This is a genomic window from Streptomyces sp. NPDC093586 (assembly GCF_044764905.1).
Taxonomy (GTDB): Bacteria; Actinomycetota; Actinomycetes; order Streptomycetales; family Streptomycetaceae; genus Streptomyces.
The window spans coordinates 323,564-343,983 of record NZ_JBIWJA010000004.1; the positions used below are offsets into that span (position 1 = coordinate 323,564).

General features: G+C 70.7%; 13 protein-coding genes and 5 tRNA genes. 8 read left to right on the plus strand and 10 right to left on the minus strand.

All coding sequences use genetic code 11. The features are described from left to right. Positions 1 to 10: 10 nt before the first annotated feature. Complete coding sequence (purM, locus tag ACIRFH_RS07335; protein ID WP_403517741.1) at positions 11 to 1,078, plus strand: phosphoribosylformylglycinamidine cyclo-ligase; 1,068 nt, start codon at positions 11 to 13, stop codon at positions 1,076 to 1,078. A gap of 83 nt (positions 1,079 to 1,161) precedes the next feature. On the opposite strand, the gene ACIRFH_RS07340 is transcribed toward purM, so the two are convergent. Then, positions 1,162 to 1,410 (minus strand): DUF3073 domain-containing protein, encoded by a 249-nt coding sequence (locus ACIRFH_RS07340; protein WP_403517742.1) that lies wholly within the window; start codon positions 1,408 to 1,410, stop codon positions 1,162 to 1,164. Between the two features lie 334 nt (positions 1,411 to 1,744). Then, on the minus strand, positions 1,745 to 2,839 hold the full coding sequence (locus ACIRFH_RS07345; protein WP_403517744.1) for a Leu/Phe/Val dehydrogenase: 1,095 nt from the start codon (positions 2,837 to 2,839) through the stop codon (positions 1,745 to 1,747). A gap of 219 nt (positions 2,840 to 3,058) precedes the next feature. Between ACIRFH_RS07345 and ACIRFH_RS07350 the strand changes: the two genes are divergently transcribed. After that, positions 3,059 to 3,904 (plus strand): hypothetical protein, encoded by an 846-nt coding sequence (locus tag ACIRFH_RS07350; protein ID WP_403517746.1) that lies wholly within the window; start codon positions 3,059 to 3,061, stop codon positions 3,902 to 3,904. A 532-nt stretch (positions 3,905 to 4,436) separates the two neighbouring features. Further along, complete coding sequence (bldC, locus tag ACIRFH_RS07355) at positions 4,437 to 4,643, plus strand: developmental transcriptional regulator BldC (RefSeq protein ID WP_003949541.1); 207 nt, start codon at positions 4,437 to 4,439, stop codon at positions 4,641 to 4,643. A gap of 469 nt (positions 4,644 to 5,112) precedes the next feature. On the opposite strand, the gene ACIRFH_RS07360 is transcribed toward bldC, so the two are convergent. The 7 genes from ACIRFH_RS07360 to ACIRFH_RS07390 form a co-directional block, all read right to left on the minus strand. Next, positions 5,113 to 5,337: a DUF6274 family protein gene (locus tag ACIRFH_RS07360; protein WP_403517748.1), complete on the minus strand. Its 225-nt coding sequence runs from the start codon at positions 5,335 to 5,337 to the stop codon at positions 5,113 to 5,115. A gap of 288 nt (positions 5,338 to 5,625) precedes the next feature. Beyond that, a tRNA-Asp gene (locus tag ACIRFH_RS07365) sits at positions 5,626 to 5,700 on the minus strand. 107 nt (positions 5,701 to 5,807) lie between these two features. Beyond that, positions 5,808 to 9,776 carry an ATP-dependent RNA helicase HrpA gene (hrpA, locus tag ACIRFH_RS07370; RefSeq protein ID WP_403517750.1) on the minus strand — a complete coding sequence of 1,323 codons (3,969 nt, stop codon included), beginning with the start codon at positions 9,774 to 9,776 and terminating at the stop codon, positions 5,808 to 5,810. A 149-nt stretch (positions 9,777 to 9,925) separates the two neighbouring features. Next, positions 9,926 to 9,999 (minus strand) — tRNA-Phe (locus ACIRFH_RS07375). Positions 10,000 to 10,023: 24 nt separating this feature from the next. Further along, positions 10,024 to 10,098 (minus strand) — tRNA-Asp (locus ACIRFH_RS07380). A 49-nt stretch (positions 10,099 to 10,147) separates the two neighbouring features. Further along, a tRNA-Glu gene (locus ACIRFH_RS07385) sits at positions 10,148 to 10,220 on the minus strand. A gap of 80 nt (positions 10,221 to 10,300) precedes the next feature. Then, positions 10,301 to 11,938 carry a metallophosphoesterase gene (locus tag ACIRFH_RS07390; RefSeq protein ID WP_403517752.1) on the minus strand — a complete coding sequence of 546 codons (1,638 nt, stop codon included), beginning with the start codon at positions 11,936 to 11,938 and terminating at the stop codon, positions 10,301 to 10,303. Between the two features lie 97 nt (positions 11,939 to 12,035). Between ACIRFH_RS07390 and ACIRFH_RS07395 the strand changes: the two genes are divergently transcribed. From ACIRFH_RS07395 to ACIRFH_RS07415, 5 genes are all read left to right on the plus strand, one after another. Next, positions 12,036 to 12,386 carry a metallopeptidase family protein gene (locus tag ACIRFH_RS07395; RefSeq protein WP_161165491.1) on the plus strand — a complete coding sequence of 117 codons (351 nt, stop codon included), beginning with the start codon at positions 12,036 to 12,038 and terminating at the stop codon, positions 12,384 to 12,386. A 123-nt stretch (positions 12,387 to 12,509) separates the two neighbouring features. Then, on the plus strand, positions 12,510 to 13,067 hold the full coding sequence (locus tag ACIRFH_RS07400; RefSeq protein WP_403517754.1) for a hypothetical protein: 558 nt from the start codon (positions 12,510 to 12,512) through the stop codon (positions 13,065 to 13,067). A 295-nt stretch (positions 13,068 to 13,362) separates the two neighbouring features. Continuing rightward, complete coding sequence (locus ACIRFH_RS07405; RefSeq protein ID WP_403517756.1) at positions 13,363 to 15,576, plus strand: DEAD/DEAH box helicase; 2,214 nt, start codon at positions 13,363 to 13,365, stop codon at positions 15,574 to 15,576. A 156-nt stretch (positions 15,577 to 15,732) separates the two neighbouring features. After that, positions 15,733 to 17,268, plus strand: a complete 1,536-nt coding sequence (locus ACIRFH_RS07410; RefSeq protein WP_403517758.1) for an amino acid permease — start codon at positions 15,733 to 15,735, stop codon at positions 17,266 to 17,268. 109 nt (positions 17,269 to 17,377) lie between these two features. Then, positions 17,378 to 17,450: transfer RNA gene (locus tag ACIRFH_RS07415), tRNA-Lys, on the plus strand. 91 nt (positions 17,451 to 17,541) lie between these two features. On the opposite strand, the gene ACIRFH_RS07420 is transcribed toward ACIRFH_RS07415, so the two are convergent. Further along, on the minus strand, positions 17,542 to 19,803 hold the full coding sequence (locus tag ACIRFH_RS07420) for a peptidoglycan recognition protein (RefSeq protein WP_403517797.1): 2,262 nt from the start codon (positions 19,801 to 19,803) through the stop codon (positions 17,542 to 17,544). Positions 19,804 to 20,420 lie beyond the last annotated feature (617 nt).

A 20,420-nucleotide genomic window follows, 5' to 3' on the forward strand; every position in this document is an offset into this window, starting at 1 on the left:
TCTCATCGTCATGTCTGACACGACTGGTGCCAGCTACGCAGCCGCGGGCGTCGACATCGAAGCGGGCGACCGCGCCGTCGAGCTCATGAAGGAGTGGGTGAAGAAGACGCAGCGCCCCGAGGTCCTCGGCGGCCTCGGCGGCTTCGCCGGCCTCTTCGACGCCTCCGCCCTCAAGAAGTACGACCGCCCCCTGCTGGCCTCCGCCACGGACGGTGTCGGCACCAAGGTCGACATCGCCCGGCAGCTCGGCGTCTACGACACCATCGGTCACGACCTGGTCGCCATGGTCATGGACGACATCGTGGTGTGCGGCGCCGAGCCGCTGTTCATGACCGACTACATCTGCGTCGGCAAGGTCCACCCCGAGCGCGTCGCCGCCATCGTCAAGGGCATCGCCGAGGGCTGCGTCCTGGCCGGCTGCGCCCTGGTGGGCGGCGAGACGGCCGAGCACCCCGGCCTGCTCGGCGAGGACGACTTCGACGTCGCCGGCGCCGGTACGGGCGTCGTGGAGGCCGACCGGCTGCTCGGCCCGGACCGCATCCGCGAGGGGGACGCGGTCGTCGCGATGGCCGCCTCCGGTCTTCACTCGAACGGGTACTCACTCGTCCGCCACGTGCTGCTGAACGAGGCCGGCCTGGCCCTGGACGCGCACGTGGACGAGCTCGGCCGCACCCTCGGCGAGGAGCTCCTGGAGCCGACGAAGATCTACTCGCTGGACTGCCTGGCCCTGATGCGCACCACCGAGGTGCACGCCTTCAGCCACGTCACCGGCGGCGGCCTCGCGGCCAACCTGGCCCGCGTGATCCCCGACGGCCTGCACGCGAGCGTCGACCGCTCCACCTGGACCCCGGCGCCGGTCTTCGACCTCGTCGGACGGACGGGCAAGGTCGAGCGCCTGGAGCTGGAGAAGACCCTCAACATGGGCGTCGGCATGATCGCCGTCGTGCCCCGGGAGTCCGCCGACGTGGCGCTGGCGACCCTCGCCGACCGCGGCGTCGACGCCTGGGTGGCCGGCGAGATCACCGCACGCGGCGACCACGCGACGGGCGCCACGATGACCGGCGACTACGCCCGCTGAGCCGAGACCGGCACGGCGATGCGGGTAGCACAGAACCCGGTCGGTGACCGAAGTCACCGACCGGGCGAGTGCTCAGTGCAGGGTCAAGCGCCGCGACGATGCTGCGGGGACTGGGTGTCCTCGTCCTCGTCGTCCTCGTAGAGGTCGGCGTACTTTGCGTACAGCTCGTCGTCCTGCTCATCGTCCTCGAACCGCTCGCCGTTAGGCGGTTGCGGACTCGACGTCGATGCGCCCAGCTCCTCGGCCAGGCGGGAGAGATCAGTCCCACCGCTGTTGTACTTCAGCTGGCGGGCGACCTTCGTCTGCTTGGCCTTGGCCCGGCCGCGCCCCATGGCTCGACCCCCTCAACGACGGGGCTCGACGGCCCCAGAGTCTTGACACGCGTTCATGGTCCGGAACGGGCTCTCCGTGGAGAGACCGGTCCGTAGGGCTTCCACGGTACCTGAGCCCACGCCCATACGGTACGTCGCCCGCAGGACGTGGCTACGCCCAGGACCTTCGAGGCGCCCCGTCCTCGCTGGTCAACGGCGATTTTAACCACGTTTCGACGGCCGACCCGCCGGGAGAAGTGAGAGTTCTCTCCAACCACCCCCCGGCGGGTACCGGTCAAACCTTCGAAGACCGCCTCCGGAGCACCCTCCGGAGCGTGCGGGGCGCCGTCCCGGATCAGCGCCGCGCGCGTGCCTCCGACATCCGCTGCTCGGCGATCCGGTCGGCCGCGGCGGCCGGCGGAATGCCGTCTTCCTTCGCACGTGCGAATATGGCCAGCGTCGTGTCGTAGATCTTCGCCGCCTTGGCCTTGCACCGGTCGAAGTCGAAGCCGTGCAGCTCGTCGGCGACCTGGATGACACCGCCGGCGTTCACCACGTAGTCGGGCGCGTAGAGGATCCCGCGGTCGGCGAGGTCCTTCTCGACGCCCGGATGGGCGAGCTGGTTGTTGGCCGCGCCGCACACCACCTTCGCGGTCAGCACCGGCACGGTGTCGTCGTTCAGCGCGCCGCCGAGCGCGCAGGGGGCGTAGATGTCCAGGTTCTCGACCCGGATCAGCGCGTCCGTGTCGGCGACGGCGATCACCGACGGGTGCCGCTCGGTGAGGGCCCGGACGACGTCCTTGCGCACGTCCGTGACGACCACGTGCGCGCCCTCGGCGAGCAGGTGCTCGACCAGGTGGTGACCGACCTTGCCGACGCCGGCGATGCCGACCGTGCGGTCGCGCAGCGTCGGGTCGCCCCACAGGTGCTGGGCGGCGGCCCGCATGCCCTGGTAGACGCCGAAGGAGGTGAGCACGGACGAGTCACCCGCGCCGCCGTTCTCGGGGGAACGCCCGGTCGTCCAGCGGCACTCGCGCGCCACGACGTCCATGTCGGCCACGTAGGTGCCGACGTCGCAGGCGGTGACGTACCGGCCGCCGAGCGAGGCGACGAACCGGCCGTAGGCGAGCAGCAGCTCCTCGCTCTTGATCCGCTCCGGGTCGCCGATGATCACGGCCTTGCCGCCGCCGTGGTCGAGCCCGGCCATGGCGTTCTTGTACGACATACCGCGCGCGAGGTTCAGCGCGTCGGCGACGGCCTCCGCCTCGTTCGCGTACGGGTAGAAGCGCGTACCGCCGAGCGCGGGGCCCAGGGCGGTGGAGTGGAGGGCGATGACGGCCTTGAGACCGCTGGCACGGTCCTGGCAGAGCACGACTTGCTCATGACCTCCCTGGTCCGAGTGGAACAGGGTGTGCAGTACATCAGCAGGTGCGCCGGTTACGTCGGTCACGGTGGTGACTCCTGTGCAGGTGCGGCGGGTGGAGAGGGTCCCCGTGCGGGTGGCGGGGACTGTGGCACGAGATTAGAGCCTGACGGTGCCCGACCGCCGCCCGGTGCCCAGGATCACCTCCGCACGGAGTACAGGCGTGCGACGATTTGCAGAGGTTCCCGCGCGTTTGTGATCGGCTCCCGCAGGTTTTCGAAGCGGAGTGCGGGGGAGGGAGCAGGCGTGCCCAAGGTGTCCTCGGTGATCGTCCCCTACGCGGCGTACCTGCGGGTGTACGAGCCGCTGGCCGCCTTCCCCGAACCGGAGCGAGGCCACTGGGCCCGCTACGCCCGCCGCACCGATCTGCCCTCCTACCAGGACGAACTGCGCCGTTCCCTGGCCGACCTGCTGCCCACCCCGCCGGTGCCGGTCCCGGTGCACGAGAGCGGCGACGCCTTCGTGACCGAGGCCGACGGGGTGGTCTGCGTGTGCCCCTGGCGGACCCGGCTGCGTGGCTGGCAGGCCCTCGGGGAGCTGGCCGAGGACTTCCCCGAGCCCGTCCTGGACGCCCTGCTCCCCCCGGTCGTACGCCGCCAGACCAGGCAGGACTACGAGCGCTGGCTGGAGGGCAACCCCGACGCCCGTCCCTGGATCCGCACGGCCACCTGGCAGGTGCCGATCAACTGGTTCGTGCTGGTCTCCGACGAGGAGCGGGAGTACGACAAGGGCGGCGACGGTACCGGGGCGCCGGTGCTGCGCTACCGGACGCCGATGGTGCAGGCGCGGCGGCGGGTCGCCCGGGGACTGCGGGCGCTGAAACAGGCCATGGACGAGGGCCCGCTGATCGACGGCCTGGTGGACGTGGGGCGCTGGCTCGAGGAGTTCCATCCGCGCTCACTGGTGGAGCTGGACTACGGCGGACTGGTGCACGCCCTGCCGGCCGGCGAGCTGGAGGACGACCACTCGGCGGCGGACGTGGCCGAGGGCATCGAGGCGCTGCGCGACGGGGACGGGGCGGCCGCGGGCGCCGCGTACGGGCGGCTGGTGGAGCGGTGGCGGTCGGTGCGGGACCGGCGGTCCGCGAACTGACGTTTGACGTACCGCCCGATGTGGGGTTTCGTCTCTCGCTCAGACACCCGTTCGGTGTGACCTGAAACAACGTCACCAGGGGACGTACGTCCCGATCCGGGCGTATGTGTCAAGCGTGACGGACCGCACGTACGCCACTCTTGCGCCCCTTCCCCCTCCTCATGCCAAAATAGGACAAGGAGTCCGGGGAGGTCTCCCTCCGTCCTGTTGTGATGCACTGTGGGCGGAATCTCAGCATTGCACGCTTTGGGGGGTCTGGTGGCGTCTGATCATCCTGTGACTGATCGTCACAGTGGCGTGACTGTCCGCTATGGCACGGTCCATCGGCATCCGTCGCTGATGAACACCTGGGAGGGCAATTCCATCGGTTTGGCCGACGCGGCTGGACAGATGGTGTAGTTGTAGTGCCGAGGACAAGCCGTTCGTCCTATAACCGACTCGACTCGCGTCCGCCATTTCGGGCAACGCGGGTCAAGGTGCAGAATTTAGAGGAAAGAACCGAGAAGGTTCGGTTCTCCCGAGGAGGCCGCTCATGACCGCTCGCACCCCTGATGCCGAGCCGCTGCTGACCCCGGCTGAGGTCGCCACCATGTTCCGCGTCGACCCGAAGACGGTCACGCGCTGGGCGAAGGCCGGCAAGCTCACGTCGATCCGCACGCTCGGCGGGCATCGCCGCTACCGCGAGGCCGAGGTCCGCGCTCTGCTCGCGGGCATTCCGCAGCAGCGCAGCGAGGCCTGAACAACCGCATAACCGGGCAGAACGGCAGGCCCCCCAACCTGCCGGAGCGCCTGGAACCACAGCTCCAACCGACGCGGGTCCTGCCCCAACAGGCCCCACGCCCAAGCCGTTCGAATGTGTCGGGTGACCGACCGGGTGCGTCGTGAATCGCGCTGGACTCCGCCGGGTCCAGCGCGATTTTTTTGTGCCGGGTGTCGGTCGGCCGGGGGCGGCCTTGTCGGACTCTGGGGGAGGTTGTCGGATCCGCTACGGGAAGGCCGTGGGGGAGGCGGGGAAGTGCCCTTCGGGGCAGTGCAATTGCACATATTAAATCGACCAGTTGTAGGAGAGGCGTAAGTGCCACCGTCTCGAAAACTCACACGGTGACACCCGTCACACATGCTGCCGCTTGTTGGCCCTGGCATATGTGCGTTAGGGGGCCGATGGTTCCAGCAGCCCGCCAGGATGCGGACGTTGGGAACGGGAGGGCTCACGTGGCGGCGGCGCTCCCCTCCTCGACGGCCTCCTGACGGCCCGTCGGAGGCGGCGACGGCGACGGAGCCGGGGGCGGGGCCGGCGGAGTTGCGGAGTCCCACGCCAGCCGCAGCAGCCGGTGGCAGATCGGACAGTGACGCGTCAGGTGACGGTACGACGACGCGGCCGACAGGTGCGCGCGAAGCAGCGCCCGCGTCTCGTGCCTGACCGCTGCCGCCATGCGCCACCCCCAGGGGCCGTAGGGAGAACGTGCCCTGCCTACGGAGTACCGAGCGGAAGTGACGCCGTCAAGGCCGCGAGAGGGGCGCTCAGCGCCTCGAGGGCCTTCCCGGGCACCCGGACTACGGGCACGCGCGGAAGGCCCGCACCGAAGGGTGCGGGCCTTCTTGCCGCGGCCTGACGGGGCGTGCTGTCCCCGACTGCGGCTGCGCCGCGGGCGCGGCCTTCGCACGGGGGGACGAGGACATGAGGAAAGCCCCGCACCGAGAGGTGCGGGGCTTTCCTGTTGCGGTCCTGACGGGATTTGAACCCGCGGCCTCCACCTTGACAGGGTGGCGAGCACTCCAAACTGCTCCACAGGACCAGGTTTTGCGGCGCCCTTCGTGCGTTGCGCTGCGAGAAGAGACTCTACAGGAGGGTGGGCCCGGGGTCGAACTCACCCTCCGTGCGCTCCTCGTCACGGCGCCGCCGCTACGGCGCCAGCGCGTCGATCGCCTTCACGATCCGCTTGTCGGAGATCGGGTACGCCGTCCCCAGCGCGTGGGCGAAGTAGCTGACCCGCAGCTCCTCGATCATCCAGCGGACGTCCAGGACCTGCCGCGGGACCGGCCGCCCCCGGGGCATCTGCTCCAGCAGCCACGCGTACTCGTCCTGCATCTCGTGGACCTTCTCCATGCGGGTCGTGTCCCGCTGGACGTTGGCCGGCATCTGCTGGAGGCGCCGGTCGGCGGCGACCAGGTAGCGCATCAGGTCCGGCAGCCGCCCGATGCCCGCCTCCGTGACGAAGCCGGGCTTCACCAGCCCGTCCAGCTGCGCCCGTACGTCCTGGAGGTTCGCCAGCAGCGCGGGACTGCGCACGGCCTTCAGACGGCGCTCGCAGGCCTGCCAGGCGGCCAGCACCTGCTGCACCTGCCCCACCGTGCGGACGGTGGTGTCGACGATCTCCGCGCGGACCTTGTCGTAGAGCTTGCGGTACGACTCCTCGTCCCACGCCGGCCCGCCGAAGTCCGCGATCAGCCGGTCCGCCGCCGCCGTCGCGCAGTCGTCGAACAGTGCCTGGACGGAACCGTGCGGGTTGGCGGACAGGCCCAGCTTCTGCTGGTTCGTCAGCTTCTCGGACGCGAACTTCGCGGGATTGACCGGGATGTTGCGCAGGATCAGTCGGCGCGTGCCCTTCCACATCGCCTGCGCCTGCTCGGCCTCGGTGTCGAAGAGGCGCACGGACACCGTGTCCCCGTCGTCGACCAGCGCCGGGTAGGCCTTCACCGGCTGACCGGCCCGGCGCGTCTCGAAGACCCGGGAGAGCGTGCCGATCGTCCAGTCCGTCAGCCCGGAGCGCTCCAGGGACTCGCCGCCGCTGCGCTCGGCGGTGGCCGCCGCGGCCTGCGACAGCGCCTTGCGCGCCTTCGGCTTCAGCCGGAGCTTCAGGGACTCCAGGTCCTTGTCCTCGGCCAGCTTGCGGCGCCGCTCGTCGACGATCCGGAACGTGATCTTCAGATGGTCGGGGACCTTGGCCCAGTCGAAGTCCTCCGCCTCGAAGGGCACGCCCACCATGCGCTTGAGCTCCCGCGCCATGGTCACCGTCAGCGGCTCCTGCATCGGGACGGCCCGCTCCAGGAACGCCTGCGCGTAGTTCGGCGCCGGCACGTAGTTGCGGCGGACCGGCTTGGGCAGGGACCGGATCAGCTCCGTGACGACCTGCTCCCGCAGCCCCGGGATCTGCCAGTCGAAGCCCTCGTCCGTGACCTGGTTGAGCACCTGCAGCGGAATGTGGACGGTCACGCCGTCCGCGTCCGCCCCCGGCTCGAACTGGTACGTCACACGGAACTTCAGCGGTCCCTGGCGCCAGGAGTCCGGGTAGTCGTCCTTGGTGACCGCACCCGCCTTCTCGTTGATGAGCATCTCGCGCTCGAAGTCGAGGAAGTCGGGCTGCTCGTGCCGCTTGTGCTTCCACCACGAGTCGAAATGCGCACCGGAGACGACGTGTTCGGGCACCCGTTGGTCGTAGAAGTCGAACAGCGTCTCGTCGTCGACCAGGATGTCCCGGCGCCGCGCACGGTGCTCCAGCTCCTCGACCTCGGTCAGCAGCCGGCGGTTGTCCGCGAAGAACTTGTGGTGCGTGCGCCAGTCGCCCTCCACCAGGGCATTGCGGATGAACAGCTCGCGGCTGACCTCCGGATCGATCCGCCCGTAGTTCACCTTGCGCTGCGCCACGATCGGCACGCCGTACAGCGTCACCTTCTCGTACGCCATCACCGCCGCCTGGTCCTTCTCCCAGTGCGGCTCGCTGTAGGTGCGCTTGAGGAGGTGCCCGGCGAGCGGCTCCACCCACTCCGGCTCGATCTTCGCGTTGACGCGGGCCCAGAGCCGGGACGTCTCCACCAGCTCCGCCGACATCACGAAGCGCGGCGGCTTCTTGAAGAGCGCCGAGCCGGGGAAGATCGCGAACTTGGCGTTGCGCGCGCCCAGGTACTCGTTCTTGGCTGTGCTCCTCCCGCCCTCCCCCCCGGCGTCCTTCACGTCCTTCATGCCGACGTGGGAGAGGAGACCGGCCAGCAGCGACACGTGTACGCGGTCCTCGGGCGCGTCCTGGTCGTTGAGGTGGATGCCCATCTGCCTGGCGACCGTGCGCAGCTGCGTGTAGATGTCCTGCCACTCGCGGATCCGCAGGAAGTTGAGGTACTCCTGCTTGCACATCCGGCGGAACGACGACGAGCCGCGCTCCTTCTGCTGCTCGCGCACGTACCGCCAGAGGTTGAGGAACGCGAGGAAGTCGCTGGTCTCGTCCTTGAAGCGGGCGTGCTGCTGGTCGGCCTGCGCCTGCTTGTCCGAGGGACGCTCCCGCGGGTCCTGGATGGACAGGGCCGCCGCGATGACCATGACCTCGCGGACACAGCCGTTCTTGTCGGCCTCCAGCACCATCCGGGCCAGCCGCGGGTCGACGGGCAGCTGGGCCAGCTTGCGGCCGGTGTCCGTCAGCCGCTTGCGCGGGTCCTTCTGCGACGGGTCCAGGGCGCCCAGTTCCTGGAGGAGCTGCACACCGTCGCGGATGTTGCGGTGGTCCGGCGGGTCGATGAACGGGAACTTCTCGATGTCACCGAGGCCGGCCGCGGTCATCTGGAGGATGACGGAGGCGAGGTTGGTCCGCAGGATCTCCGCGTCCGTGAACTCCGGCCGCGCGTTGAAGTCGTCCTCGGAGTACAGGCGGATGCAGATACCGTCGCTGGTCCGCCCGCAGCGGCCCTTTCGCTGGTTGGCGCTGGCCTGCGAGATCGGTTCGATCGGCAGCCGCTGCACCTTCGTGCGATGGCTGTACCGCGAGATCCGGGCGAATCCGGGGTCGATGACGTACTTGATGCCCGGCACCGTCAGCGAGGTCTCGGCGACGTTCGTGGCGAGGACGATCCTGCGCCCGGTGTGCTGCTGGAACACCCGGTGCTGCTCGGCGTGGGAGAGCCGGGCGTACAGCGGCAGGATCTCGGTGAATCTGTACTTCTTCTTCTCCAGGGCGTCCGCGGTGTCCCGGATCTCCCGCTCACCGGAGAGGAAGACGAGGATGTCGCCCTTCCCCTCGGCCATCAGCTCCTCGACGGCGTCGGTGATCGCGGTGATCTGGTCGCGGTCGGCGTCGTCGCCGTCCTCCTCCAGCAGCGGGCGGTACCGCACCTCCACCGGATACGTCCGGCCGCTGACCTCGATGATCGGCGCGTCACCGAAGTGCCGGGAGAAACGCTCGGGGTCGATCGTCGCCGACGTGATGACGACCTTCAGGTCCGGCCGCTTCGGCAGCAGCTGCGCGAGGTACCCGAGCAGGAAGTCGATGTTGAGGGACCGCTCGTGCGCCTCGTCGATGATGATCGTGTCGTAGGCGCGCAGCTCGCGGTCGGTCTGGATCTCGGCGAGCAGGATGCCGTCCGTCATCAGCTTGATGAACGTGGCGTCCGGATTCACCTGGTCGGTGAACCGCACCTTCCAGCCGACGGCCTCGCCGAGGGGCGTGTCCAGCTCGTCCGCCACCCGCTCGGCGACGGTGCGCGCGGCGATCCGGCGGGGCTGCGTGTGCCCGATCATGCCGCGGACGCCACGGCCGAGCTCGACACAGATCTTCGGGATCTGCGTGGTCTTGCCGGACCCGGTCTCACCGGCGACGATGACGACCTGGTGATCACGGATGGCCTCCGCGATCACGTCCTTCTTCTGGCTGACCGGGAGCTGTTCGGGGTAGGTGACGGCGGGCACACGGGCCCGGCGTTCGGCGATGCGCTGCTCGGCCTTGGCCACCTCCGCCTCGATCTCGGCGAGAACGGCGGCACGGGCCTCCGGCTTACGGATCTTCCGTGCGCCTTCGAGCCTCCGCCCGAGCCGATGTGCGTCACGCAGGGACAGCTCGGTCAGGCGGGGAGCGAGGGCGCCGAGGGCGGGGGCGGGGTGCGTAGACATACGGCTTCCAGGATCGCATCCCCGGGAAATTCCTGGCGAACGCTTTTGCCCCGGGGCCCGGCGTGGTGCGGGACCAGCAGGACGGGTGGGGTCGGCAGACCCATGGACCTAAACAACAAGGCCCCGATCCGAAGATCGGGGCCTTACTGTGGCTGGGGCCGGGGTCGAACCGGCGACCTATCGCTTTTCAGGCGATCGCTCGTACCAACTGAGCTACCCAGCCGAGAGGTTTCACGTGAAACCTCGGCGGTCCTGACGGGATTTGAACCCGCGGCCTCCACCTTGACAGGGTGGCGAGCACTCCAAACTGCTCCACAGGACCAAGTGGATGTGTGCGAACCAGCGAACCAAGTGTCGCACACCGTACTGCGTGCCCCCAACGGGATTCGAACCCGTGCTACCGCCTTGAAAGGGCGGCGTCCTAGGCCGCTAGACGATGAGGGCTATCGGCCCGCCTGGGCGCTTTTCAGCGCGTCGGGGACGTGAGAAGCATAGGCGATGACGAGAGGTATCGCCAAAACGCTTTACGGAGGACCGGGAGTCGCACCCGAAGGGGAGGGGGTGCCGCCGGAGGGGGAGGGGGCCGCACCGGAGGGAGACGGGGTGGTGCCGGAAGGGGACGGGGCCGCGCCCGGCTGGTTCTCCTTCGGCAGATGGCGGCTGACCTCGGCCGTCGTGAGCCCCAGACCGCCGAGCTTGATCTCGTCCCAGGCCTGCAGGCGCCGGCTGTCCCGGTCGAAGTAGAGGATCGACGCCTGGACGGGGTCGGGGTGCTTGCCCTCGACGGCGCGCAGGCCGCTGCCGCCGGTGGAGCCCTCGACACGGAGCCGGGTGCCGTACTTCATGACCTGCATGTCCTCGTGGTGGACGTGGCCGGCCAGCACCAGCGGGACCGTCCCGTCGACCTCGCGGGCCGCCGACGGCTCGTGGGCGACGGCGACGTCCACGGGCGTGCCCGCCCTGGTCTGGTCGCGCAGGGCGGAGGCCAGTCGGGCGCCGGCCAGTTCCTGGGAGGCGTCGGCGCCGGGCTTCGCGGAGCGGTCCGGGGTGTACTGCGGGTCGCCGATGCCGGCGAAGCGCAGGCCGGCGATCGTGCGGGCCCGGCCGTCGTCCAGGACGTGCACGTTCCTCAGGCCCTCCAGGTAGTCCTGGGTGACGCGGGAGTCGTGGTTGCCGCGGACCCAGACGTAGGGGGCGCCGAGGTCCTCGACGGGGTCCAGGAAGCCGTTCTCCGCCGCCGTGCCGTGGTCCATGGTGTCGCCGGAGTCGACGATCACGTTCACCCTGTACTGCTCCACCAGCGAGGCGATGATCTTCCAGCTCGCCGGGTTGAGGTGGATGTCCGACACGTGCAGGACGCGGATGGTGGTGGGGTCGGGCTGGTAGGCGGGGAGCGTGGACGTGACGTCGTAGAGCTTGGTCACGTTCGTCACCAGGCGGGCCAGTTCCTTCTGGTAGACGTCGAACTCCGTGACGATGCTGCGCGCGTTGCCGACCAGGGAGGGCGCGGAGGAGAGCAGGCCGGAGAACCGGGGTTCCAGGACCGAGTCGGGGTTCCAGGTCGCGTACGCGGTGCCGCCGGAGGCGACCAGGAGGGTGAGCGCGAGTCCCCCGGCCGCCAGGGCGCGGCGGGGGCGGCGGTAGACGGCGAGGCCGAGGGCGGTGGCGCCGGTGACGACGGCGACGCAGGAGCGGGCGGCCAGATCGAGGGTGCCCTGCTCGACGTCCTTCGCGACCTCGTCCTGGAGGCCGGAGAGCCGTTCGGGGTGGTCGACGAGCGCCTGGGCGCGGTCCGGGTCGAGCTGGTCGACGTTGACGTCGAGGCGGACGGGGGCGATGTGGCTGTCGAACTGGAGGGCGCCCAGCGGTGAAATGTTGATCTTCGTGCCGCCGGCCAGGGAGGGGCGCAGGGTCATCGTCGTGTTCATGGGGCCGACCGGGACGCGCACGTTGCCCACGACCAGCAGGCCGAGCCAGGCCCCGAGCAGGACGACGACGACGAGGCCGAGGGCGCGGGTCCAGGGGCGGGAGCGGGGGACGAGCTCCGTCGTCGTGGGCGCCGGGCGGGCGCGCCGGCGGCGGACGAGGGCGCGCGGGGCGCTGCGGATGCGGTTCATCACCTCGGTCGGGACGTGCGGGACGGCGGCGGGGACGCGGGCCATTGGTCCCGTATGCCCATGTCCCCGGGCGGATATGCGAGTGGTGGGCGGTGCGCGGCGGCGGTGTCGTACCCGATGTGTCGTACCCGACAATGGGTCTGTGCTGGAGATGACGCGCGAGGAGTTCGAGGAACTGGTCGCCGAGGCGCTGGACCGGATCCCGCCGGAGCTGACGCGGCTGATGGACAACGTCGCGGTGTTCGTCGAGGACGAGCCGCCGGCGGACGATCCCGAGCTGCTCGGGCTGTACGAGGGGACGCCGCTGACCGAGCGCGGGGAGTGGTACGCCGGTGTGCTGCCGGACCGGATCACCATCTACCGGGGGCCGACGCTGCGGTTCTGCGACACCCGTGAGGACGTGGTCGCGGAGACCGAGGTGACGGTGGTGCACGAGATCGCGCACCACTTCGGGATCGACGACGCGCGCCTGCACGCCCTCGGCTACGGGTGAGGGGCCCCGGGCGGCGGCCCGCGGTCGGGGATGCGGGTGACGGTCTTCGGCGCGGGGCGCGTGTCCTGTCGCGGGTGACGGGAGTTGGGCACGGCGACTCCTGACCCCTCGGAGGTGGCCGCCGTGCGCCCCTTGTCCGTACCTGTCCGTCTGGCCGCCACGGTCGTGGCCGTCGCCGCTGCCGCCGGCTGCATGAGCGTCGGTGACGACTCCGGAGGGGAGGCCGGGCCGTCGCACTCGGCCGGGGAGCGCGGCGGCGAGGCGTCGGGCGGCGGGCCGGCGGCGCCGGGCGGCGGGGCCGGGAACGGCCCGGCGGTCACCGGCGAGGGGCGTGGACACGGCAAAGAGGAGAAGGGCGAGGGCGACCGCGGCAAGCGGAAGGGCAAGGGTCGCGGCAAGGACGGTGAGGGCGAGGGCGAGGACAGGTCCGCCTCGGGGCCGCCCTCCGCGCACGCGACCGCGTCCGCCCCGGGGGAGGGCGGACCGGAGGAGCCCACGCCCCCGCGGACGGTGGACCCGGAGCCCCCGCGGACGGTGGACCCGGAGCCGACGCCGCCCCCGGAACCGCCCGCCTCTCCGCCCCCGGAGCCGACGCCGGAGCCGTCCTCGTCGGCGCACGAGCCGCCGGGGACGCAGCTGGCGCATCGCGAGCCGGCGCCGGAGGCGGGGGCGCCGGTGTAGGCCGGGCGGTGAGGTCCGGGCCGGGTGCCGGGGGGTGCGGGCGTGGGTCCGCAGATGGGGTGAAGGACCGGCTGAGCTGGGCATGTGCTATCCGGTTTGCCATCAGGGGTGGGGGGTGCGTATGGTGGTAGATCGTTTGATCCCATTTGCCCGGCGCCATCGCAGAGCGCGCCGTGTGGCGCGTACTCTCTCCCTTGCCGTGATGGACCGCATCGAGGCGGTCGTATTGCGAATCGCGATTCACGGAGTTGACGGGCGCGTGCCGACGAGAGACTCCGGAAGGTTTCGCATTCGCATGTCCATCATCAGTACTGATCACGCCGTCGTGCCCGAGAACGCCGACAACGCCGAGGGCGTTGTCGAGATCGTCTCCGAGGCTCAGGAGGCCCCCGAGGTCGTCGAGACCTCCGAGGCCGCCGGCGCCCCCGAGGTCACCTTCGCCGACCTCGGTCTGCCCGAGGGCATCGTGCGCAAGCTCGCGCAGAACGGTGTGACCACCCCCTTCCCGATCCAGGCCGCGACCATCCCGGACGCGCTGGAGGGCAAGGACATCCTCGGCCGGGGCCGCACCGGCTCCGGCAAGACCCTCTCCTTCGGTCTGCCGGCCCTGGCCACGCTGGCCGGCGGCCGCACCGAGAAGCACAAGCCGCGCGCCGTCATCCTGACGCCGACCCGTGAGCTGGCCATGCAGGTCGCCGACGCGCTGCAGCCCTACGGGGACGTCGTCGGGCTGCGCATGAAGGTCGTCTGCGGCGGCACGTCCATGGGCAACCAGATCTACGCCCTGGAGAAGGGCGTCGACATCCTGGTCGCCACGCCGGGCCGTCTGCGCGACATCATCAACCGCGGCGCCTGCTCCCTGGAGAACGTGCAGATCGCCGTCCTCGACGAGGCCGACCAGATGTCCGACCTGGGCTTCATGCCCGAGGTCACCGAGCTGCTCGACCAGGTGCCGCCGGGCGGTCAGCGGATGCTGTTCTCCGCCACCATGGAGAACGAGATCAAGACCCTCGTCGACCGGTACCTGAACAACCCGGTCAGCCACGAGGTCGACGCCGCCCAGGGCGCGGTGACGACCATGTCGCACCACATCCTCATCGTGAAGCCCAAGGACAAGGCGCCGGTCACCGCGGCCATCGCCTCCCGCAAGGGCCGCACCATCATCTTCGTCCGCACCCAGCTGGGCGCCGACCGCGTCGCCGAGCAGCTGCGCGACGCGGGCGTGAAGGCGGACGCGCTGCACGGCGGCATGACCCAGGGCGCGCGCACCCGCACGCTGGCAGACTTCAAGGACGGCTACGTCAACGTCCTGGTCGCCACCGACGTCGCCGCGCGCGGCATCCACGTCGACGGCATCGACCTGGTGCTGAACGTGGACCCGGCCGGCGACCACAAGGACTACCTGCACCGCGCCGGCCGCACGGCCCGCGCCGGCCGCACCGGCACGGTCGTCTCCCTGTCCCTGCCGCACCAGCGCCGCCAGATCTTCCGGCTGATGGAGGACGCGGGCGTCGACGCCACGCGCCACATCATCCAGGGCGGCGACGCCTTCGACCCGGAGGTCGCCGAGATCACCGGTGCCCGGTCGATGACCGAGGTCCAGGCCGAGTCCGCGGGCAACGCGGCGCAGCAGGCCGAGCGCGAGGTCGCCCAGCTCACCAAGGAACTGGAGCGGGCCCAGCGACGTGCCACGGAGCTGCGCGAGGAGGCGGACCGGCTGGTCGCCAGGGTCGCGCGGGAGCGGGGCGAGGACCCGGAGACGGTGCTGGCCGAGGTGGCCACCGCCGCCGAGGCCGAGGTCTCGGTGCCGGCCCAGTCGGGCCCGCGTGAGACGGAGAAGACCGAGCGCACCGAGCGGGCCGGTAACGGCCGGGACCGCTTCGCGGACCGGGACCGCTCCTACGACCGTGACCGTGGCGGGCGTTCCTTCGAGCGTCGTGACGACCGCGGCGACCGTGGCGGCCGTTCGTTCGAGCGTCGTGACGACCGGGGTGACCGTGGCGGCTTCCGCCGCGACGACCGCCGTGACGACCGCGGGGGGCGTTCCTTCGAGCGTCGTGACGACCGCGGTGGGTTCCGTCGTGACGAGCGTCGTGACGACCGTGGCGGGCGTTCCTTCGAGCGTCGTGACGACCGCGGTGACCGCGGGGGGCGTTCGTTCGAGCGTCGTGACGACCGGGGTGACCGTGGCGGCTTCCGCCGCGACGACCGTCGTGACGACCGCGGTGACCGCGGGGGGCGTTCGTTCGAGCGTCGTGACGACCGCGGCGACCGTGGCGGCTTCCGCCGCGACGACCGCCCCGGCCACCGTGGCAGCGACCGTCCGTTCAACCGCGACCGTCAGGGCGACCGCCCCGGCAGCGACCGTCCGTTCAACCGCGACCGTCGTGACGACCGTCCCGGCTTCCGCGCCGGCGGTCACGAGCGCCCCTTCGGCCGCCGTGACGACCACCGCGGTTCGTCCTTCGGCCGCCGCGACGACAAGCCGCGCTGGAAGCGCAACGGCTGACGCCTGTAGCCAGTGATCGGGGCCGTGGTCCCTGCCCGACCGACCGGGCAGGGGCCACGGCCTTTTCCGTGGCCCGCGGACTCTTCGGCCGGGGCAGCGCGCATCCGGTCGAGGAGTGACGCATGTCACGTCCTCCGTAGGGGAATCGCTGGGGGCATGACAGATGACGCCAAGGCGAGTGGGCTGTCGGACGAGGAACGGCTGGCCCAGCTCGGCTACACCCAGGTCCTGGCCCGCCGCATGTCGGCGTTCTCCAACTACGCGGTCTCCTTCACCATCATCTCGGTGCTGTCGGGCTGCCTGACCCTCTACCTGTTCGGCATGAACACCGGCGGCCCCGCCGTGATCACGTGGGGCTGGGTCGCCGTCGGCCTGATGACCCTCTTCGTCGGCCTGGCGATGGCCGAGATCTGCTCGGCGTACCCGACGTCGGCGGGCCTGTACTTCTGGGCGCATCGCCTCGCGCCGCCCCGTACGGCGGCCGCCTGGGCCTGGTTCACGGGCTGGTTCAACGTGCTGGGCCAGGTCGCGGTGACCGCCGGCATCGACTTCGGCGCCGCGTCCTTCCTCGGCGCCTACCTGAACCTCCAGTTCGGCTTCGAGGTCACCGAGGGCCGCACGATCCTCCTCTTCGCCGCGATCCTGATCCTCCACGGCCTGCTGAACACCTTCGGCGTCCGCATCGTCGGCCTGCTGAACAGCGTCAGCGTCTGGTGGCACGTCCTCGGCGTGGCGGTCATCGTCGGCGCGCTGGCCTTCGTCCCCGACCACCACCGGCCGGCGTCCTTCGTCTTCGGCGAGTTCGTGAACAACACGGGCTGGGGCAGCGGCGCGTACGTCGTCCTGATCGGCCTGCTGATGGCCCAGTACACCTTCACCGGCTACGACGCCTCCGCCCACATGACGGAGGAGACCCGCGACGCCTCCACCGCCGGCCCGAAGGGCATCGTCCGCTCCATCTGGACCTCCTGGATCGCCGGCTTCGTCCTCCTGCTCGGCTTCACCTTCGCCATCCAGTCCTACGAGGGCGCCCTCGCCTCCCCGACCGGCGCCCCGCCCGCCCAGATCCTGCTCGACGCGCTGGGCGCGACCGCGGGCAAGCTGCTGCTGCTCGTCGTCATCGGGGCGCAGCTGTTCTGCGGGATGGCGTCGGTGACGGCCAACAGCCGCATGATCTACGCCTTCTCGCGCGACGGCGCGCTGCCCTGGTCCCACGTCTGGCACACCGTCAGCCCGCGCACCCGCACGCCGGTCGCCGCGGTCTGGCTGGCCGCGCTGGGCGCCCTGGCCCTCGGCCTGCCCTACCTGATCAACGTGACGGCGTACGCGGCGGTGACGTCGATCGCCGTCATCGGCCTCTACATCGCGTACGTCGTCCCGACCTTCCTGCGCCTGCGCAGGGGCGACGCCTTCGAACGCGGGCCCTGGCACCTGGGCCGCTGGTCGCGGGCGGTGGGCGTGGTCGCGGTGACGTGGGTCGGCGTCATCACGGTCCTGTTCATGCTGCCGCAGGTGTCCCCGGTCACCTGGGAGACCTTCAACTACGCGCCGATCGCCGTCCTGGCCGTCCTCGGCTTCGCCGCGACCTGGTGGCTGGCCTCGGCCCGGCACTGGTTCCTCGACCCCCACCACGAACGCACCCGCGCCCGAGCGGCGGCCCGCGCGAACGCACCGGAGCCGGTGGATCCCTAGCGGCGCTCCCTCCCCGGCACCCGCCGACGCGGCCGAGTCCCCGATACCCGATCGGCGCCCCGGCCGTGTCGGGCTATGCTCGGTGTGGCACCATCACGCAACACGCCCTGGGCCCTTAGCTCAATTGGCAGAGCAGTGGACTTTTAATCCATTGGTTGTGGGTTCGAGTCCCACAGGGCCTACCGGTGGCGGGCGGGGCATATGGCCCCTGACCCGCAACGCGGCGCCCGGGACGGCTTCGGCCGGCCCGGGCGCCGCGTCGTTGTCCGGCCCCTACTTGATGTGGACGAGACCGTCGGTGGTGACGGTGGGACGGCCGCTGGTGCCGACCACGACGATCTTGACGGTGTGCTTGGCGCTGCCGGCCCAGGTCTTCGTCCAGATGGCCTGCCGGTACAGGGTGGTGGCGGACTTCAGGTCGACCGTGCTGACCTTGACGCCGTCGACGTAGACGTACGCCTGGCCCGAGCTGGACGCCCGGGAGACCACCCAGGAGGCGGAACGGCCGGTGAAGGTCCAGGTGAGCGAGGCGCCCTTGGAGCCGCTGGAGTACGACTTGCCGCCCAGGTAACTGGAGGAGGAACGGCTCGTCCAGCTGCCGGACCTCACCGCCGACGTCTCCTGCAGGATGACCGGCGTGTAGGAGGCGGACGCGGTGCGGTGGTTACCGGCGTAGTCGTACGCCTGCATCGACCAGGTGGCGGCCGTGCCGGACGCGGCGGTGCGGTGGGAGGCGGTGACGGTCGGCCCGAAGGCGGCGGCCGTCGGGGACAGCAGCTTCACCTCGCGCAGCGCCTTGTCGTCGGCCGCCTTCCAGCCGAGGGCGACCGGGACGGCGGTGGTGTTGACCGTGCCGGTGCGCAGGGACAGCGTCGGAGTGGTGGGGAAGGTGGGCGCGGTCGTCTCCGCGACGGCCTTCAGCGCGGCGGTGGTCACGGTCCTGCCGGACTGGTGCACCGCCCGCACCGCGACGGTGTGGCTGCCCAGGGGCAGGGTCGTGTTCGCGGAGGTGGCCGTACCGGAGGTGGTGACGACGGTCTTGCCGTCGACCAGCAGCTGGTAGCTCTTGACGAGCGCCGCGGGCGTGGTGGCCGCCCACTTCACGCTGAGGGCGCCCTTGGTGTAGTACGTCGTGCCGGACAGGCCCGCGCCGCCGACCGAGGTCACCTTCAGGCCCTGCACCGGACCGGCCGCCCAGGCGCGGACGGTCGGCAGCTGGGAGTAGAGGGAGTTGCCGGGGCACTGGGTGTTGTAGCCGTCGCGGTGGCCGGAGATCCGGTTGAAGGTGTACCTGGTGCCCGCGGTGAAGCCGGTGCCGAAGTAGTTCTTCTGGCTCGCCCCGGCGCTGAGCTGCACCGTCCCGGCCGGGTCGGCGCCGTACTGGCCGAGCTTCCAGGCGGCGACGCGGGCGACGGAGGCCAGCGCGGCGCTGGAGGCGGGGGTGGAGGTGTACTCACCGAGCACCGCGATGCCGACGGACTCGCGGTTCCAGCCGAAGGTGTGCGCACCGAGCACCGGCAGGTCGGTGCCGCCCTTGCGGCCCTCGAAGACGGTGCCGCACTTGTCGACCAGGAAGTTGTAGCCGATGTCGTTCCAGCCGTTGACCTGCGTGTGGTACGCGTAGACGCCCCGCACGATCGACGCGGAGTCGGCGCAGGAGTAGGTGTTGGCCCCGTCGGTGTGGTGGACGAAGACGGCCTTCACATCGGCGTTGTACTCGGACGGGTCGGGGCTGAGCGACTCGTCGGCGCCCCAGCCGGCGCGCGAGGTGACCGGCGGCCTGGGCACGGTGGACGACGGAGCGGACGGCACGGTGGCCGACGGGCTCGGGGACGAGGGGGCGGACGGCGAGCCGGTGGTCGTCGGCGCGGCCGTGGTGTCGGTGGGTGCCGGGGCGGTCGTGGAGTCGTCGGGTGCGGGGGACGTGGTGGTCCCGCCGTCCGTCGGCGTCGCGGTCGTCCCGTCGGCGGGTGCCGCGGAATCCGTGGGCGTGGCCGCCGGATCGCCCTCCTCGGCGACGAACGCCGCCGGTTCGGTCGCCTCGGTCTCGGCCTTGGTCACCACACCCGGATCGACCAGGTTGACCTCGAGCCCCTTGGGCAGCGTGCCGGTGGTGCCGTCCTCGTGGAGGACCTGGACCTCGACGCCGTCGGAGGGCCCGACCCACAGCGGCTCGGACGCGCCGCGCATCCCGGCCTCCGGGTCCTCCGGCGGGTCGATGTTCACCTCGAGGTCCTGCCAGGCACTCCACTCACCGCTCTCCAGATCGCGGGTGCGCACCTGAGCCCTGCCGTCGAGCCCCTTGACCGGCCCCGACCAGGACACGCCGACCAGCGAGAACTGCCTGGTGCCCGTGCGCGGCAGCTCCCGCTTGCCGCTCGTGGCCCCCTTCAGCGCGAGGTCGTAGACCTTCACGGGCCGCTTGGCCCGGCCCGTCGCCCCGGGCTCGTCGGACGGGCTGGCGACCGCGTACGTCACCACGCCCCCGCCCCCCAGAACCACGGCACCGAGCGTCAGCCACGCCCGTCTCTTCAAGCTCAACGGTCTGTACGCGTGCGACGTACGACGACTCATGACACACCCACCCCATAGGAAGCCCGCAGAGGGCCACAGAAGAAGTCACGCGGGGCACACCAGCCACATGGGTGGCCCACCCTTACAGCGCCCCGCGAGCGACGGGCATTACTGGGACGCGCGCCGAGGTGACACAGAACACGGGAGCGGTCATCACGGACCTCGCACGACCGGCGCCTCCCGACCGGCCGGCGCACCAGACGCAGAGCCGGGACGACGACAACGGCCACCACCGGGACGAGACCGACCGCGATCCTGCGGACCGGTTACGAGCACGTGTCCCGACATACTCGATACGGAGCTGCAACCGAATCGCTCCGACACCATTACGTGTGACTTTCCCGCCTGAGCGGAGTACCGCGTTCCGGACTGCGCATCTGCGCTGGCACGGTGACCGGGGAGCAGACTTGTCCCGCTCAGGTGTGAATAAGGATGGTTCTTCGGTGGCTGGAAGAAGACCCCTGATTGCCTACGGGCAGCTATTGTCCTGCGCCAGTAGTTGATCGTTAGAAATTGCATGACTTCTGCTGCTGGTGCGTCAGTGCCCCGTCGTGGCCCGAAGCTCGAACCGTTGCTGC

Bases quoted from the DNA above. Each gene is read 5' to 3' on its own strand.
- purM (WP_403517741.1), top strand. From the start codon at position 11: ATGTCTGACACGACTGGTGCCAGCTACGCAGCCGCGGGCGTCGACATC.
- ACIRFH_RS07340 (WP_403517742.1), bottom strand. From the start codon at position 1,410: ATGGGGCGCGGCCGGGCCAAGGCCAAGCAGACGAAGGTCGCCCGCCAG.
- bldC (WP_003949541.1), top strand. From the start codon at position 4,437: ATGACCGCTCGCACCCCTGATGCCGAGCCGCTGCTGACCCCGGCTGAG.
- ACIRFH_RS07360 (WP_403517748.1), bottom strand. From the start codon at position 5,337: ATGGCGGCAGCGGTCAGGCACGAGACGCGGGCGCTGCTTCGCGCGCAC.
- hrpA (WP_403517750.1), bottom strand. From the start codon at position 9,776: ATGTCTACGCACCCCGCCCCCGCCCTCGGCGCCCTCGCTCCCCGCCTG.
- ACIRFH_RS07390 (WP_403517752.1), bottom strand. From the start codon at position 11,938: ATGGCCCGCGTCCCCGCCGCCGTCCCGCACGTCCCGACCGAGGTGATG.
- ACIRFH_RS07405 (WP_403517756.1), top strand. From the start codon at position 13,363: ATGTCCATCATCAGTACTGATCACGCCGTCGTGCCCGAGAACGCCGAC.
- ACIRFH_RS07410 (WP_403517758.1), top strand. From the start codon at position 15,733: ATGACAGATGACGCCAAGGCGAGTGGGCTGTCGGACGAGGAACGGCTG.